Source organism: Shimia sp. W99 (assembly GCF_053851455.3).
Window position 1 is genome coordinate 2,107,492 of sequence record NZ_JBSQBU020000001.1, and the last position, 16,490, is coordinate 2,123,981.

The window sequence follows — 16,490 nt, forward strand, 5'->3', positions numbered from 1 at the left end:
GAAGGAGCAAACAGATGCGAAAGAGCCGTTTCACGGAAGCGCAAATCATTGGGATGATCAAAGAGCAGGAAGCAGGCATGCCGACAGCGGAGGTGTGCCGCAAGCACGGTCTCAGCCAGGGCACGTTCTACAAGTACAAATCGAAGTATGGCGGCATGGAGGTGTCGGATGTCGCTAAGCTGAGGGCGATGGAAGACGAGAACGCCAGGCTCAAGCGCCTTCTGGCAGATACGATGCTGGACAATGCCGTTCTGAAAGACTTGCTGGGAAAGAACTGACGACGCCAACCGAACGGCGGGATGCAGCGCTCAAGGCGATGCGGGATCATGACATCTCGCAGCGCCGAGCGTGCAGGCTCGTTGGTGTCGATCCCAAAACTGTCAGGCGTGAACGCCCGCCCGACAATCCTGAGATCAGGGAGGAGATGAAAGCCGTCGCAGTCCAGCGGCGCCGGTTCGGCTATCGGCGGATCGGCGTTATGCTGGAGCGCAAGGGGATGATCATGAACCACAAGAAGCTGTACCGCCTCTACACGGAGGAGAAGCTGGGCGTCAGGCGACGAAGGGGTCGCAAACGGGCGCGGGGATCGCGGACGCCAATGCCCGAGGCTCTGAGGCCCGGCGAACGCTGGTCTCTGGACTTCCTGTCCGACACGTTCGGGGCATCGCGACGGTTCCGCATTCTGGCGGTGAACGATGATTGCTGCCGCGAGAACCTGTGTCTGATGGCCGATACCAGCATCTCGGGTGCCCGTGTGGCGCGGGAACTGGATGCGCTTGTCCGGGTCTATGGTAGGCCCGCCAGCATAGTCAGTGACAACGGCACCGAGTTCACCAGTCGGGCGATCCTGAAATGGGCGAACAACAACGGCGTCGATTGGCATTACATCGATCCGGGCAAGCCCCAGCAGAACGCCTTCATCGAGTCCTTCAACGGCAGCCTCCGGGACGAGTTGCTGAACGAGGAGATGTTCGACAGCTTGGAAGATGCACGGCGAATTCTGGCCCTCTGGCGCTACGACTACAACAACGTCAGGCCGCACTCATCGCTCGGCAATCAAACACCCGCGGAAGCGCGCCGGGCGCTTGAGCCAAATGAGGGCTCCGCGCCCGGCGCGCTTGCCCAAACCGAAACCGAAGAATATGAAAACCAGACCCGCAGACTCTCGTTTTGAATGAGGGACCATCGGGGGGCAGGTCAGGCAGGTCACTTCATCGCCCGTCTCCTCAGTTGGAGAACAGGCTAACTTCAAATCGGGGGCTTTTCAGGGAAGAAGGCCAATCCGGTGCCGAAGCTGGCGCTACGTTGCCCTTTGTCAAACGACACCCCTTCCAGCCGCTTCATAGTGCGTAATATGAAATGAGATTGGCAAGCCAACTCTGCGATTCGCTTGAATCTGCATACGACGCACGACACAAATGTTAGTTAGACACTCTCCACGTCGTCAGTAGCCAGAACAGCCCTAGTATAGCGCCCCATGAACTGCAGAAGAACGTGGATGCGCCCACGTTCCGGGACAGCTTCAATATCCGCAAGATTGTCCGCCAAAGGCCCGGTGATTACTCTTACCCTGTTGCCAACCTCAAGTTCGGCTGGTTGTTTCAGCTCTCCATTGAAGCGGAAACGAACCTTTAAAGCCGCAACAAGGTCGGGATCAACTCTTGTTGGGCGCCCTGCTTCAAGTGCAACTATTCTTGCGACACCATAAGTGGAATTGATAGACCGCCAATGCATCTGAGTATGCGGCACCTTGACGAATAGGTACCCCGGGAAAAGCGGCTTTCGCACCCTGTCCCATCGCCCTGCGCGACGGCGCGTCTCCTCACGCATCGGCATGAAGCTCTCATAACCTTGCCGAGCAAGGTTTGTCACTGCGCGCTCTAATCCACCTGGCTTAAGCTGAGCAAGAAACCAAGGATCATTGTGGTTTTCAGAAACTGCTCCACCAGCCATAGCTTACCGTTGTCCGAAGCCCGAGAAGACAACCACAAAAGTCAAAGAGATCACATACAGTTCCATACGCAGACTGGAGTTCTTGATGTAAAAAGTGTCATAACGCGCCTTGCGCGCCACTGCACGCCTGTTGTCGGCATAGCCTCCGCGCACTTGTGCTAACCCCGTGATGCCGGGACGCACGGTAAAACGTTTGCAATAATGTGGCACGCCCGCAATGTACTCGCAGGCATGATCGAAAGCGTCAGGTCGCGGCCCCACAAGGCTCATATCACCCGAAAAAATATTTAGGATGTTCGGCAACTCGTCGAGCTTGGTCCGGCGCAACATGCGACCCAGCGGTGTGATACGGTGCGTGTCAAGCGGCGCATCGGCAGCGCGTACGGACGCGCCGTTTTCCGTCATTGTCCGGAACTTCCACATGGTGAATGGTTTTCCACCCCGCCCCATCCTTACTTGGCGAAAGAAAACCGGGCCGCGGTTCCACAGAGGGTTCACCAAAAAAAGTATGGCGGTGATTACCAAAAAGGTAGGAAAAACCAGGATAGCGAATATCCAGTCCAACGCACGTTTAGCAACAAAAAATCCATTGTAGTCGTGGAGCAAGTTGTCACGTTCGACGGAAGCTTTCCGAACCGCGGAAATAGATGCTTCGGTAGGAACGGCTTGGCCGTACAATGCAGCGGCTTCTATTTTCAAAACTGACCCCCTCCAAAGGAAGCAAAAAAATTCACTGCCAACCGAACCTCAACTTCGAGGCATGTCTCAAAGACTCAGATATTATTCTTTTGTTAATCCTCTTGTTATTAGCAGATGTAATCAAGTGATTTGAAGTAACAATTTGTAAACCAGCAACAAAGTGCACCCAAGTGCCGGCATTGACCCTGACACGAAAACAATTGGACCCGCATCACGTCAATTGGAGATGTGTTTGTGCGGCACGTGTCGGACCCGCTCGTGCGAATCGGCATATCACAGTCTTGGGCTTTCCCGTCTCATTGGTTCATCGAACTCGTGGGCTGACGACCAGGTTTGAATTATGTAGCCGAGTTTCTCGATTGTGTTCAGGTTTCTCGCCGAGCAAAAATCAATCATTAACCACCCGGGAAAACACCACTAACTCCAGGAACATTGTGTCTCACATTGGCCTGAAATTTGCGGGTTATGTGGTTCGCTTGTCGTGGCGATAGGCATTCAAAACCACACCAAGAACATTAGTTTGCTCGGCGACCTCGCGCTGGCAATGCTCGAATTGACTGTAAGTCGTTGAATCAGAGCGGACCACAATCAATGCGCAATCTGCGTTCTTAAGAAATGCCCGCGTGTCATCGTTCACAAGTACCGAAGGAAGATCATAGATCATGACATCTGGCTCATACGCCTCTTGGATCGAAGTCAACTTCTCCGCGGTATCTTCGGCCAACAGTATTCGTGTCGGGTCAGTTTCAGGATGCAAGGACATGGAAACAGCGACGTTGTCACCATAGCGCAAGGCTTGCTCTTCGAAGGAAACAGCCCCTGTCAACATCTCGCCGATCAAATAAGGCGGCTGAGTTTCGAAAAAGGCATGCACAGAAGGGTCGCGAAGATCCAAGTCAAAGAGCATAGCACGCAGGTCTCTCTGACGTCCAAGCCCAAGCGCAAGGTTGCATGCCGTGGTGGTCTTACCGGACTGGGGCATTGGCGATGTAATTGCCAGTCGCTTCCAGCCGTTTTGACGCATCTGCAAAAGTGCCTTGGTGCGCAGAATGTCAAACGGAGTCGCTTCTTTGCGCGCATGCCGGGTCACAACTCGATGCCGTATTAGATCCGCATCTTTCGCGTCGAAGGAGGTTAGCGCCTGCCAGCGCGCATCGACACTGGACGGTTGTGTTTCCTTAGCAGCCGGCTTGACCTCCACTCCTGGGTCAGTGCGCTCGCGTCGGGAGTTACGGGCCTTGTCAAGGGCTGCTTGCAGTTTTTCCACAGGGCTTTGTCTCCCGATTCGTCTACCCAAGCCCGAGCTTGGACAGGCTCTTTTGTACAATCAACTCTAAAGGAAGATAATGTGTATCGATATACCAGAGTACCGCCGGCACCCCGATCAGCACGGCGACCAATGTCACCACAAGCGCACCGCGACGCACAGCTTTCTCCATCCGGCTTTCGATATATGGAATCGTCACAAGCGGCGATATGTTGAAACGCTCCGAAAGTTCCGAAGGTCTCCGAATTACCCAATTCAAAAGCTCCAACACGACAAAGTACCCCACGGCCAAGCCGAAGCCGAAAAAGATACCAATGGCCGCAATCAAGGGGCGATTGGGCCCACTGGGTACCTGTGGCACACTGGCGTTCTCGATCACGTTGATCCGCTGACCTTGTGCGGTGGACTCAATACGTTCACTCATGCGCGCCAAATTCAGATTGGATACCGCCGAACCATATCGTGTTTGGAGAATTTGATAATCACGCTCCAGCTCCGCAAGCCGGATCGCATTGACTGCGCTTCTAGAGATGTTTTTCCTGAGCTCTTCGAGCTCGTCCTCCGTTGCTTCAATCTGGTCTCGAATCACCTTGATTTTGCCGTCGGCGTCTTTCAACGCGGCATCATAAAGCGTTTTGATGTCTTCACTTTCTCCGGCTGTCCCATCAACCGAATTCCGCGCGGCAACAATCGCTTCCAACCTCTTGATCCGATCCTTCAGTCTAATAATCCTGGGATTGCTTTCGCCATAAGATTCCCTCAGGCGCTCAAGCTCCGCCTTACCAATGACCAGCTCTTCTTCATAAGCGCTACGGGCGTTTTCAGCGGGTTTTCTTGGATTTTCAAAGTTGAGCTTGATTTGTTCTCGTCGCTGCTCCGCTACTGCAAGCTCTTTCGCCAGCTGATCAAGACGTTCTTGGAGACTGTTCTCGCGCCCAAGTCGGAAAGCTTGGTCTTGGGGCAGAGCTTTGGCATTCTCACTCTTGAAGTTGGCAATTTCCACACTCTTTCGGCTGAGCTCGTCATTTAGCCGCTCGACCTCATGTTCAAAAAACTCCAACGTGCTCTCAGCGCGAGAAGCCCTAAATTTGGAGTTTTCCTCCAATACCAAGGTGACGTATTCATTCACGACGCTCGCGGCAATCTGTCCGGTACGCGCCTCGAAACTTATCGTCATCATTATTGAGCTATCACCCCGACCACCTTCTCGACCGCCGCGCCGACGAATTTTTGTAGCCTCCTTCATCTTCGTGTTGACGGTGTCAGGTTCCATCGCGTCCATATCTTCGAACACGTCAAAACGGTTAGCGATGTCGATCAAATTCGCACGGGTCATCAAACGCTGCTCAATGACTTCGAGCTGTTGAGCAGCGCTGGACTGCACGACAGAGGAAACCATGCTGTCGGGGATATGCGACGCCTCCAGCAATAGCCGTGCGGACGTCATGTAGGTTTCAGGTAACTTCAGAGCTGCGACGATACCCAGCGACGAAAACAGCAGTACGAATAATGCCATCACCGGGAGGCGCCTCAGGAATATGGCCCAGTAAAAACTTAGGTCAAAGTTCATTCAGCGGCCTTTCCCACATTATCAATTCGCTCAGTCAAAACCAAAGGCTCTTTAGACGACTTCAGGATCAGTCCGTCTTGGATCAACTCCTTGATCGTGCCCACGCCGACCTCTTTTTCTCCTGCAGTGGAAGCATAAACAAGAGCGAGATCACACAACTTGTTGACTACTCTCGGGATTCCTTCAGATTCGTTGTAGATATGGCGTATGGTCTCAAGGGTGAATTCCTTGCCGGTCCCGCCCGCGTGCTTCAACCGATGAATGACATAATTCACAGTGGTGTCTAAGTCCATTGGCTCCAAATGGTAGGTCGCCGTTACGCGTTGTGCAAATTGGCGCAGCTCTGGCTTGCGGACCATAACGCGTAATTCAGGTTGACCGACAAGGATGATTTGCAGCAGCTCGTCCTTGCCGGAGTTGATATTTGTGAGCATTCGCAATTCTTCCAAGGTTTCGATGCCCAAGTTCTGCGCCTCGTCAACAATCAGAGCCACATGTCGACCGGCCGCGTACTCCGCCAACACGAAATCTTGGAACCGCTGAAAGAGGTCCACGTAATCGCCATCGCTTGGTACATCCAAATCAAACGCGCCTAGAACCCAACGGAGCAAGTCGCCACGATCGCCGCGGGCGTTCGAAATCAGCCCAACGGTCACATCATTCTCGAGATTGCGCAGAAGTTGCTGAATCAACGTGGTCTTGCCCGTCCCGACCTCGCCGGAGACAAGAGTAAGAGGCGCCCTTGTTACGATACCGTATTCAAGCACTGAAATAGCCCTGGCGTGTGCCTTGGACCAGAACAGAAAGTCCGGATCAGGCGATAGAGAAAATGGTCTCTCGCGAAATCCGAAATAGTCGTTGTACAGGGCAGCACCCATGCTTCACTCAACTCACTCAAACCAAGATGGCTAGAAATTCTTCATGCCATCCTAATGTCTATAGAATAGATGTCGAAAGCGCGAAACACACCCGGCGAAAATTTGCTACGAAAGATGCGCCCGTCCCACAGCACTGAGCCGGGCGCCTTCAATCGCCTAAATTACTCTAAGTAAAGATGAAACTGTCTGCAAGGACGGTACCATACCCCATGTCTTCCAATGCTGCGATGCTCATGTCCGACAGATAGTTGTCGTAATTTAGTTGTCCGGTCATCAACTCATTTTTGAATGTTGCGTCGTCCCAGTGAACGCCAGCCGTCCCGGGTCCGCCCTCAGTTTCCACGGCGACGCCAAAGTCGGCCAAAGCATCGTGCTTCGCGATGTCGGCAAAATCCCGGTTGTAGGCTGCGGTTGCGTTTGCGCCAGTAAACCTCAAGTCACCCCCAAAGTCCTCGACCAATCCCATGTCGGACCATGTCGTTCCAAAACCCAACGCGTGCAACATTTCGTGCAGCATCAGATCCTCCCAAAGGCCAAGGGACTCAATCCTGTCCGTATCCGAGGTATCAAACTTTATGTAGCCTGAACTTGGGAGAAGGCTGTCGCTGCGCAGGGTGTCATACCCTCCCCAACCCCAGTAACCATCTGTTCCATCGATGTTTTCCAATGTTGCCGTAATAGAAATATCGTCGATGCCGTTGTGATCGGGAAGATCATCGGTGATCAAAGTACTGATCATCTCGGCGGCGTTTTCAATTCCCTGGCGGAGAGTTTCGCTCCAAGTACCAACATACACGATCGCGATATTGTACCCTGTGGGGTTGTCCATGCCGCTGACGAAGTCGGGCTCGACCGGCGTCACACCGTCATCAGGCGGGGGCGTGACTACGCCGTCGTCGCCGGTTGTTCCATCGCCGCTCTTGGTCTTACCCTTTCCCTTGCCACCTGTTCCGGAATCGCTCCCATCGTCGGTGCTGCCTTTGCCGCCGCCAGACCAGGTTGGTTTTGCCCCCGCGCCCGTTAGAGGGCTGTCAGTGGCATCGTCGTGTTCACCCAGAGGACGAGCGTATTTCCAAAGGTCAATCGGCGCATTGTTACCGGCGATTTCCAGGCCGGAAAACGCATTCGAGGATTGATATGAATCGACCAGGACAAGAGGATCAGCCGCTTCAAATTTGGCAAACTCGCGCTTGTCCGCCTCGGATGATGCAGGTGTGTCGCTGTCAAAAATGGTGCGGTCGCTACTCAGGTGGTTGGTGTTGTCCGTTTCCTCAAGCTGCGGCTCCTCTGAAGCCTGCACTTGCTCTAAGACTGGGCCGTCGCTGTCAGGGAGCAGCTCCGCCTTGCGATCCGTTGCACTGCTATCAAAAAAGGAAGCCACCAATTCTGCATCGAATTCAGGCGGAAGCAAATCCGCCAAAGGGGCACCTGGCCCCGCAAAGTCTCGCTTTTGCATGTCCAACTCACTCGTTTACGCCCCCGCGCCGGAGTAGCTTCTATGTGAGGTCCATGGCAAAAGTAAGGCGCCCGAAAGGGCGCCCCATTTTCTGTAGGTTTTCAGGTTTACTGCTATGCCGATTTTCGGCGGCGAAGCTTCAGAAGCCCCCCAAGTCCAAAGGCCGAGAGAAGAAGGGGAAGTCCGGCAGGCAGCGGAACCACAGGAGGTGTCACACCGCCTCCAGGGCTGCCATTGCAGTTTACCGAGCATGTGTCGGTCAACTTCAAACTATCGCCAATGAGGCCGCTACCCGGGTATGTGGTCCGCTGAAAGCGTGCACCAGCAGCTGTAAACGTCAACGGTGCATCAGCCTCAAACACGATGTCTATGTCCACAAACTGACCCGGCTGAACAGGGCCATTCGGATCATTGCCCAGACAAGAGCCTGTCAAAATGTTACCCAAGCAAAAATCAAATGAGCTAGTATAGGGATCACTCCCAACCTTTTCCTCTATGAACGAGCTGGTCGTGGTAATAGACAAAATAGTTGCAAGTTCTGGATCAACCTGCAGCAGGAACCCTGTCAAGACGCTGGAGTCGTTCGATGTATTCGACAACCTCATTGAGTACGCGTATTTTTTGACACCGGGGTCCGGGATAATACGGTCGATCGAAAGCGTCCCCGAAGTGACAGATGAACCGTGCGTCGCTTCAGACCAACTGAACACAGTCGCCGCGCTGGCAAGTGTGGAGCTTACACTCAAAGCGCCAAAAGCGAGAATTGCTATCAAAGTTTTCGACATTCTCATAGGCTTGATCCTAACAAACACATAAATATTGATGCGGGCATACACTAACCCGCTGAACGTCCCTGCCCCGCCTTCTGTTTTCTCCTGCCTTCAAATTGCTCATACCGTAGTAACTTTCTTCAGCGGCGAACATATGACTCAGGAAATAGGCAAGTCAGCGGAAACGTTATCTTAACTTTCGCACATTTAGACCCAAAATTGGAGACTTTTTGGCATTTTTGAGGCGAAAAGCCATAAATTCAACCTGTGATTGCGGGATCCGCGCGCCAGCGGTGAGGTTTCCATGTGCAGCTCGCGAACAGTCAAGTGTGTTGGGGCATATCAAGGCGAATTTGGAAACAATTGCGCTTATCTGGATTGCCCGTCACATCATGATTCGTTTATGCGTGCGCACTCGCGTCACCCCGTCTGGTTCCAACCATGGAAGTGAACGCTCAAGCCATTCCGGTCAAGTTGATTGAGCCGCCGGCCTTCGTTCTTAGAGCCTCATTGTAACTGTCGAGCCTACTTCCAGGGCCGTCACAGCCCAACGGGATTGCACGCTTTGTCTACACACGAACCAAGCAGCACTCGGGCCAACGCCGCTTCGCATTTTCTCGCCAAGTTCGCACCCAACGAATACTGGCAGTGCTGGCCATATTGAGCCGGCCAGCAATTTCAACGCCCCAAATGCAAAAGGCCACGGCGACTTAAACCACCATGGCCCTTTTCATTGTGCTACCGCCTCGTCCACATAGTTCGGATTTAGGCAGAACTGTTTTTCAAGCCGCCTTGCGACGACGACGCTTGGATGCTGAGATCCCGCCGAGACCGCCCAACGCGCCCAGAAGCAAGAGAGCAGATGCAGGAACCGGCACAACCGAGATCAGGTCAATGGCGCCGTCGAAAGATACACTCGTCGACGTCAGCCGGAAAGCGATCGCGCCAACTTTCGTGAAGTCCGCGTTGCCGGTGAACTCATTGAATTTCAGAAAGGGATTGAGGCCAAGTGTTACGGTTTCAGTGTAAGTTGAAGACTTGTTGTCTGTGTCCCAAACCTGCATCTCAAAGTCCAACGCGCCGTCGAGGTCAAAATATGTGACACCGAAAAAGAACTTGTTATGCCCCCCACCATTCGTCAGATCAATGCCTCCAAGGCCATTTTTATTGATCGAACCAAGGTTGACGCCATCAAAACCACCAACACCGTCATAGACAATAAGTGCCGTTCCAAATTGCTTAGTGGCATTTGAGAAGGTCAGTTCGCTGCCCGACGCTCCTGTAGCCGAGCGAAGTTGTGTCCCTAACTCCACGGAGGGATTTGTCGTAACGAGCATGTCGCGGGCACCACCAATGATCCCGCCATCTGCCACTTCCGAATAATTCGGAAGCGAATCAAATGGGTCATCGGTCACCCACTGCGCCTTCGTAAAATGATCGATGATCGTCGTAGCCTGTGCAACCGGCGCAGCCAGCGTCGCCAGCGCAATTACCGAAAGTGCCGTACTAAACTTTTTCATATTGCTTTGCCCTCACACTAAACGTTCGCTCGCAATAATGACACTTCGTGACAAGCGACCAAAGGTTGAAACTACCGGTATTTATAGCGCTTTATCGCCCTCGATGTCAACGAAATGCGGCGAAAAGGAGGCAGCCGAGGGGCGTAGGGCCACAATCTCGCCACGACTCGTTGGCAAAAGTGAAACAATTGGACGGAAATGCCGCGCATTTGGGGTCCACTGTTGCCAAATCAGAAACCTTCTTATCAACTTCCCGGCACTCACAAGGTTGTCCACAAGATGGATTAACCCCAAAAAACGTGTTTGACGCGCCGGGCAGAATGCGCTTTTGAGCATGGAATGGCGAGCTTTTGCACTGGAGGCAAAGCTGAAACCGAATCGTTTTTTCCTCTATCTGCTTATCACTGCATGCTGCGTGATCGAGATCGCTTTGAGCGCTGCAGACCTCGGATTAGTTTGGTCTACGCACCTGAGGCGACTTGTGCTCGAGTACGGAGCGTTTTGGCCCGGCCTTCTAGGGAATTGGCAGCCAAATTATGCAGCCCAGCCATATACGATGTTCATAACGCACAGCTTCCTGCACAGCGGCCCGATACATTTGACTGTTAATATGATCACGCTCTGGTCGCTGGGGCGACCGGTCCTGGTCCGTATGGGCCAAGGAAATTTCTTGCTTCTGTATGTCGCAACCACTCTTGGAGGGGGCGCCGGGTTTGCACTCTTCGCCCCCGGCTTGCAACCAATGGTAGGGGCATCGGGCGCACTGTTTGGTTTGTTGGGCGCTTTGATGGCCTGTGCATTTGTGCACCCAGACGCAGACAATGTGGACCGGCGCCACATTTCTTTGACGGTTCTGGCCCTCGCTGGTTTCAACCTTTTGCTTTGGTGGGCATTGGAAGGACAACTTGCTTGGCAAGCTCACCTGGGAGGATTCATCGTCGGTTGGATCGCCGGCCCGCTGATTGCCCATACTCCAGAGAACGAACACACCGAGTAATCCAGTACCCCATTGCGACGATCAGTCGGGCGGCAAATAGGGAACGCGTTTGAACCCGTGAAAACGTAGACGAGATTCAAACGCGCCTTTGGCGCTCATCCTCTTCCAGCGACAAACCATCCTGCGGTGCCGCCAGGCAGGTGCTGTCAAACGGATTCGAACTTGTCTCAGCTTGGGCAGTGATGTTGCCCATTGTTCCGCGCTTAGACCGCGCTACTCAGCGGAGCAGCGACGCGGTTACCGTCCTCAGGAAAGGGCGGTAATCCGTTTCGGTTGAAATGCTCGAGAAAGCTGATCTCTTCTTAGGATCCCTTCGTTCCCGCTGCAAATTCATGCAGCGAGGGTTTCCAGATATGGGACAGGTTTTCATCGACGAGTATGACGTCGGCCCGTCCCTTTCGCCCCAAAGACCTACTTGGCCGGGTGATGAGGTTCAGACCACCTGCCCCGCCTCCGACAACAACAATGCGTGGTACCTGCGCATCCATGGCTCAGATGCCCAGTGCTTTGTAAATACCCGCAATCCGGCGCACGGCGATAATGTAAGCTGCTGTCCGAAGGTCCGGGATCTGGTCATCGGTATTCCAGAGGTTGGACATCTCCGCATAGGCCGAGCGCATCTTGTCATCCAGCCCCGAGCGGACAAGGTCGATCTCTCGTGCGCCTTGCAAAAAAGCGTTGGCGCCGTCTTCCGGGAACTGACTGCCCGTCATACGCTCAAGCGATTGTGCGAGAACCCTGTGGCCCATTTCATCGCGCCGCCGTTCCATGAGCCCGAAAGGAATATGCGTAAGGTTCTTGACCCACTCGAAATAGCTGACGGTCACACCACCTGCGTTGGCAAAGAGATCGGGAATGATGATGACGCCCAGTTTTCGGAGAATTTCGTTCGCCTTGAAAGTCATAGGTCCGTTTGCCGCCTCCACGATGAGTTTCGTGCGAAGGTAGGGCGCATTGTCCTCGGTAATGACGCCTTCCAGGGCCGCCGGGATCAGGATATCGCATTCATCCGCCAACGCGTCCGTTGAATCGAGCGAATGCACGCCGCCTTTGAAACCCCGGACGCCGCCGGTCTCATTGATGTGCTTCTTGAGTTCTTCAATGTTGAGACCGTCGGGGTTCCGGACCACGCCGTCGCGCTCGATAACCGATACAATCCGGCATCCGTCTTCCTCAGAGAGAAACTTGGCCGCATGATAGCCAACGTTCCCAAGGCCCTGAACAATAACCGTGGCTCCCTCAAGCGTGCTGGGCAGCTTGGCTTTTGCGCGATCAATTTCTGACTCGAAGAACGCTTGTATGGAGTATTGCCCCCCCCTGCCCGTCGCCTCGATCCTGCCTTCGATTCCACCAGCGGCAAGAGGTTTGCCCGTGACACAGGCGGATCCGTTGATATCCGTGGGCCGCAGGCGTCGATATTCGTCGGCCATCCACATCATGGTGGTTTCATTTGTCCCGACATCAGGCGCCGGCACATTGAGGCTCGGCGTCAGGAATTCGTGACGCACCAGCTCTTGCGTGAAACGACGCGTGATGCGTTCCAGCTCATCCTGGGTCCATTCCTTGGGATCAATCTTCAGCGCGCCTTTTGATCCACCAAACGGAATGTCCATCAAGGCGCATTTGTAGGTCATCAAAGCCGCCAGGGCTTCAACCTCGTCAAGGTTGGCGTAGGAGGCGTATCTGATCCCGCCTTTTGCAGGGCTGGGATGATTGGAATGAACCGATCTCCAGCCTTCGAATGTATGCATTTTCCCACGCAGTCTGACACCAAACCGCGTGATATATGTTGAGTTTGCCACGGATATTTTCGTGGCCAGCCCCTCTTCCATCGAAATGAGGTCTGCGGCTTCCTGGAACATCGCATTGACGTCCTGGAGAAAGGTCTTGCTGCCCGACATGGTCTTGTCCTTGGATTGGTTTAGCGATCTCAGTGGATCTCGCCGAAGCACATGTATTTGAGTTCGAGGTAATCATCGGCTCCGTATTTGGAGCCTTCGCGGCCCTGCCCCGATTGCTTGACGCCGCCGAAGGGCGCGACTTCCGTCGAAATCAAACCGGTGTTGATACCGACCATGCCCGTCTCAAGGCGTTCGGCGACGCGCCAGACGCGGGAGATGTCCTTGGCATAAAAGTATCCGGCAAGGCCGAACTCCGTATCATTCGCCAGTTCGACGGCCTCGTCTTCCGTTTCAAATTCAAAGAGTGGCGCAATTGGCCCAAAGGTCTCTTCGTGCTGCACCTGCATACTGCGGGTCACACCGGTAACGACGGTCGGCTCAAAGAATGTCCCACCACGTGCATGCCGGTTGCCGCCTGTCGCAATTCTGGCGCCTTTGGCAATCGCATCCGACAGATGCGCCTCGACCTTCGACAGGGCGGCCTCATTGATCAATGGACCGATCGCCACCCCCTCCTCGAAGCCATCCCCGACGGACAGCGCCGACACGCGTTTTGCAAGTTTCTCGGAGAACTCCTTGTAGACTCCCGATTGAACGTAAATCCGGTTGGCGCAGACGCATGTCTGGCCGGCGTTCCGGTATTTGGCAATCAGTGCGCCCTCAACAGCCGCATCGACATCGGCGTCGTCGAACACGATGAACGGCGCGTTGCCACCAAGCTCCATCGAGACTTTCTTGACCGTAGCAGCCCCCTGCTCCATCAGAATCTTCCCGACACGGGTGGAGCCGGTAAAGGTGATCTTGGCCACCTTGGAGTTGGCACATAATTCCTTGCCGATGGCGGATGCGTCGCTGCTCGGGATCACGCTGAACACGCCCTTGGGAATACCGGCGCGTTCGCCTAGCACCGCCATGGCCAATGCCGACAGCGGGGTCAGTTCAGCAGGACGCGCAACAAAGGTGCAGCCTACGGCGAGCGCAGGCGCCACCTTGCGAGCAATCATCGCATTGGGGAAGTTCCACGGCGTGATCGAGCCGACAACACCGACCGGCTGCTTCAGGACCACAATGCGCTTGTCGGGCTGATGGCCTGGGATAACATCCCCGTAGATGCGTTTTGCCTCTTCGGCAAACCACTCGACATAGGACGCACCATACATGATCTCCCCCTTGGCCTCGGTCAGAGGCTTGCCCATTTCAGCGGTCAGGATCGTGGCCAGATCGTCGATGTTCTCGACCATCAGATCATGCCACTTGCGCAGGATCGCACCGCGCTCCTTGCCTGTCTTGGCCGCCCAGGCTGCCTTGGCATCATAAGCACCGTCGATGGCGAGCGAGACGTCTTCGACGCCAAGGTCGGTCACATCCGCAATCTTCTCCCCGGTCGCAGGGTTGAAGACCGGAAAGCTGTTGCCGTTCTCGATCCAGTGCCCATTCACATAGGCGCGGGTCTCAAGAAGTGCGGAATCGTTCAGTTTTAGCATGATCAGTTCTCCCGCGCGGCGGCGATCGACGCTTCAAGAATGTCGAGCGCTTCGGCAAAAACCTCATCCTCGATGGTGATCGGGGCGAGGAAGCGAATGACGTTGCCATAGACGCCACAGGTCAGAAGGATCAGGTTGCGCTTGAGAGCCTCGGCGCGAACCTTCTGCGTGAATTCAGGGCTGGGGGCCGCGCCATCGCTCGTATTGAATTCTGCAGCCACCATGAAACCGGGGCCGCGGATGTCGACGATTTCCGGAGTTGTGGCGCGGATCGATTCAAGCCGCTGGCGCAGACGTGACCCCAGCTCATTTGCGCGTGCGCAGAGGTCTTCTTCCTCGATGACATCAAGAACGGCATGGGCTGCTGCGATCCCGAGCGGGTTGCCGCCGTAGGTTCCGCCAAGACCGCCAGGACCTGCGGCATCCAAGATCTCGGCCTTGCCGGTAACGGCCGCGAGTGGCAAGCCACCAGCGAGCCCCTTGGCCATCGTGGTCAGATCGGGTGCGACGCCATAGCCATCCATGGCAAAGAGATTGCCCGTGCGCGCAAAGCCGGTCTGGATCTCATCCGCGACCATCACAATCCCATGCTCGTCACAAAGCGCGCGGATCTCGCGCACAAGCTCGGCAGGTGCAGGATAGAAACCGCCCTCGCCCTGCACCGGCTCAAAAATGATCGCCGCGACGCGCCCGGGATCAAGGTCCGCCTTGAAGAGCTTGTTCAAGGCATTCATCGAATCTTCCGTGGAAACCCCATGGATGTCGATCGGGAACGGCACGTGATAGACGTCGGGCATCATCGCCCCGAAGCCCTGTTTGTAAGGTGCGACTTTGCCCGTGAGGCTCATGCCCATGAACGTGCGGCCATGAAAGCCGCCCCCGAAGGCGATGACCGCCGGACGGCCAGTGTAGGCGCGCGCCACTTTGATCGCATTCTCGACCGCTTCCGCTCCGGTCGTCACGAAGACTGTCTTCTTATCGAAATCGCCGGAAACGCTCGCGTTCAGACGCTCAGCAAGCCGGACGTAGTTCTCGTAAGGCAACACCTGGTGACAGGTATGGGTGAAGGATCCCATCTGCCGCTCCACTGCTGCCATGACTTTCGGATGGCAGTGGCCGGTGTTCACGACGGCAATACCCGCGGCGAAATCGATGTAGCGGTTTCCCTCCACATCCCAAACTTCCGAGTTCTTTGCCCGGTCGGCGTAGATCTGGGTCTGCATCCCGACGCCGCGAGATATGGCTTTGTCTTTGCGAGTGCTGATTTCTGCGTTCAACATGGTTTTCTTCCTTTTCGAATCATGGCGACGACGCCTGCTTTCCGTATCCTGTAGGCGTTCACGATGCTGTAAAAGCCTATTTCTTGTGCTTGTTAAATAGTTGATTTATAAAGACTCAAATTCAATATTTTGGGTATTCTGAACATGATGAACACAACGCAGGAAGACCTCATTCTTGGTGCCCGATTGCGGGCTCTCAGAGAGCGAGCCGGATTGTCCCAAAGGGCGCTTGCCAAGAAGACCGGCGTGCCCAACTCGACGATCTCGCTCATGGAATCCGGTAAGACAAATCCATCTGTCGGAGCGTTACGGCGAGTCCTCGACGGTATCCCGGTCAGCCTCTCCGAGTTCTTCGAATTCGAACCGGAGATCGAGAAGACGACCTTTTATGCTGCTGAAGATCTGCCGGAGATCGGGAAGGGGCGGCTGTCTCTCAAACAGGTCGGAACCGATCTGCTGGGCCGTGCCATGATGATACTCTACGAGACCTATGAGATCGGAGCTGACACCGGACGGGTCATGTACGTCCACGAAGGCGAAGAAGGCGGGGTCGTTATTTCAGGTCGCATCGAAATAACGGTCGATGATCAACGCAAGATACTCGGTCCCGGAGATGCCTACTATTTCGATAGCAAAAGGCCCCATCGTTTTCGCCAGGTCGGACCCGAACCTTGCGTTCTGGTGAGTGCGTGCACGCCCCCAACGTTCTGACACT

General features: G+C 54.7%; 14 protein-coding genes. 3 read left to right on the forward strand and 11 right to left on the reverse strand.

The window, feature by feature from the left end:
- Window positions 1-14 precede the first annotated feature (14 nt).
- Window positions 15-1,174 (forward strand): IS3 family transposase gene (locus ACS3QZ_RS10545; protein WP_456035993.1). Its coding sequence is split into 2 segments (ribosomal slippage): window positions 15-264 and window positions 264-1,174, totalling 1,161 coding nucleotides; the frame shifts between segments, so codons are not numbered across the junction.
- A 251-nt stretch (window positions 1,175-1,425) separates the two neighbouring features.
- Here the strand turns inward: ACS3QZ_RS10545 and nusG are convergent.
- From nusG to ACS3QZ_RS10585, 8 genes are all read right to left on the reverse strand, one after another.
- Window positions 1,426-1,953: a transcription termination/antitermination protein NusG gene (gene nusG, locus ACS3QZ_RS10550; RefSeq protein WP_456037789.1), complete on the reverse strand. Its 528-nt coding sequence runs from the start codon at window positions 1,951-1,953 to the stop codon at window positions 1,426-1,428.
- A gap of 3 nt (window positions 1,954-1,956) precedes the next feature.
- Window positions 1,957-2,652, reverse strand: coding sequence for a sugar transferase (locus ACS3QZ_RS10555; protein ID WP_456037790.1), 696 nt, complete (start codon window positions 2,650-2,652; stop codon window positions 1,957-1,959).
- Between the two features lie 463 nt (window positions 2,653-3,115).
- Window positions 3,116-3,919 carry a tyrosine-protein kinase family protein gene (locus tag ACS3QZ_RS10560; RefSeq protein WP_456037791.1) on the reverse strand — a complete coding sequence of 268 codons (804 nt, stop codon included), beginning with the start codon at window positions 3,917-3,919 and terminating at the stop codon, window positions 3,116-3,118.
- 22 nt (window positions 3,920-3,941) lie between these two features.
- A complete protein-coding gene (locus ACS3QZ_RS10565) occupies window positions 3,942-5,435 on the reverse strand; it encodes a GumC family protein (RefSeq protein ID WP_456037792.1) in 1,494 nt (497 codons plus the stop codon).
- A gap of 50 nt (window positions 5,436-5,485) precedes the next feature.
- Complete coding sequence (locus ACS3QZ_RS10570) at window positions 5,486-6,367, reverse strand: ExeA family protein (RefSeq protein ID WP_456037793.1); 882 nt, start codon at window positions 6,365-6,367, stop codon at window positions 5,486-5,488.
- Window positions 6,368-6,533: 166 nt separating this feature from the next.
- A complete protein-coding gene (locus ACS3QZ_RS10575) occupies window positions 6,534-7,823 on the reverse strand; it encodes a leishmanolysin-related zinc metalloendopeptidase (RefSeq protein ID WP_456037794.1) in 1,290 nt (429 codons plus the stop codon).
- Between the two features lie 113 nt (window positions 7,824-7,936).
- The gene (locus ACS3QZ_RS10580; RefSeq protein WP_456037795.1) at window positions 7,937-8,614 is read right to left on the reverse strand and encodes a hypothetical protein; all 678 of its coding nucleotides are present in this window, start codon (window positions 8,612-8,614) and stop codon (window positions 7,937-7,939) included.
- A 761-nt stretch (window positions 8,615-9,375) separates the two neighbouring features.
- Window positions 9,376-10,113 carry a hypothetical protein gene (locus ACS3QZ_RS10585; RefSeq protein WP_456037796.1) on the reverse strand — a complete coding sequence of 246 codons (738 nt, stop codon included), beginning with the start codon at window positions 10,111-10,113 and terminating at the stop codon, window positions 9,376-9,378.
- Between the two features lie 334 nt (window positions 10,114-10,447).
- Here ACS3QZ_RS10585 and ACS3QZ_RS10590 point away from each other — a divergent pair, with 334 nt between their 5' ends.
- A complete protein-coding gene (locus ACS3QZ_RS10590) occupies window positions 10,448-11,110 on the forward strand; it encodes a rhomboid family intramembrane serine protease (protein ID WP_456039330.1) in 663 nt (220 codons plus the stop codon).
- Between the two features lie 491 nt (window positions 11,111-11,601).
- Here ACS3QZ_RS10590 and ACS3QZ_RS10595 read toward each other — a convergent pair whose 3' ends face one another.
- Genes ACS3QZ_RS10595 through ACS3QZ_RS10605 form a run of 3 tightly spaced genes read right to left on the reverse strand, consistent with a single transcriptional unit; the run spans window position 11,602 to window position 15,775 of the window.
- A complete protein-coding gene (locus ACS3QZ_RS10595; protein WP_456037797.1) occupies window positions 11,602-13,011 on the reverse strand; it encodes a Glu/Leu/Phe/Val family dehydrogenase in 1,410 nt (469 codons plus the stop codon).
- Between the two features lie 29 nt (window positions 13,012-13,040).
- Window positions 13,041-14,495, reverse strand: coding sequence for an NAD-dependent succinate-semialdehyde dehydrogenase (locus tag ACS3QZ_RS10600; protein WP_456037798.1), 1,455 nt, complete (start codon window positions 14,493-14,495; stop codon window positions 13,041-13,043).
- Window positions 14,496-14,497: 2 nt separating this feature from the next.
- The gene (locus ACS3QZ_RS10605) at window positions 14,498-15,775 is read right to left on the reverse strand and encodes a 4-aminobutyrate--2-oxoglutarate transaminase (protein WP_456037799.1); all 1,278 of its coding nucleotides are present in this window, start codon (window positions 15,773-15,775) and stop codon (window positions 14,498-14,500) included.
- A gap of 144 nt (window positions 15,776-15,919) precedes the next feature.
- Between ACS3QZ_RS10605 and ACS3QZ_RS10610 the strand changes: the two genes are divergently transcribed.
- Window positions 15,920-16,486, forward strand: a complete 567-nt coding sequence (locus tag ACS3QZ_RS10610) for a cupin domain-containing protein (protein ID WP_456037800.1) — start codon at window positions 15,920-15,922, stop codon at window positions 16,484-16,486.
- Window positions 16,487-16,490 lie beyond the last annotated feature (4 nt).

Coding starts and splice junctions, on each gene's coding strand:
- nusG (WP_456037789.1), bottom strand. CDS start 1,953: ATGGCTGGTGGAGCAGTTTCTGAAAACCACAATGATCCTTGGTTTCTT.
- ACS3QZ_RS10565 (WP_456037792.1), bottom strand. CDS start 5,435: ATGGCATTATTCGTACTGCTGTTTTCGTCGCTGGGTATCGTCGCAGCT.
- ACS3QZ_RS10570 (WP_456037793.1), bottom strand. CDS start 6,367: ATGGGTGCTGCCCTGTACAACGACTATTTCGGATTTCGCGAGAGACCA.
- ACS3QZ_RS10575 (WP_456037794.1), bottom strand. CDS start 7,823: ATGCAAAAGCGAGACTTTGCGGGGCCAGGTGCCCCTTTGGCGGATTTG.
- ACS3QZ_RS10580 (WP_456037795.1), bottom strand. CDS start 8,614: ATGAGAATGTCGAAAACTTTGATAGCAATTCTCGCTTTTGGCGCTTTG.
- ACS3QZ_RS10585 (WP_456037796.1), bottom strand. CDS start 10,113: ATGAAAAAGTTTAGTACGGCACTTTCGGTAATTGCGCTGGCGACGCTG.
- ACS3QZ_RS10590 (WP_456039330.1), top strand. CDS start 10,448: ATGGAATGGCGAGCTTTTGCACTGGAGGCAAAGCTGAAACCGAATCGT.
- ACS3QZ_RS10595 (WP_456037797.1), bottom strand. CDS start 13,011: ATGTCGGGCAGCAAGACCTTTCTCCAGGACGTCAATGCGATGTTCCAG.
- ACS3QZ_RS10600 (WP_456037798.1), bottom strand. CDS start 14,495: ATGCTAAAACTGAACGATTCCGCACTTCTTGAGACCCGCGCCTATGTG.
- ACS3QZ_RS10605 (WP_456037799.1), bottom strand. CDS start 15,775: ATGTTGAACGCAGAAATCAGCACTCGCAAAGACAAAGCCATATCTCGC.
- ACS3QZ_RS10610 (WP_456037800.1), top strand. CDS start 15,920: ATGATGAACACAACGCAGGAAGACCTCATTCTTGGTGCCCGATTGCGG.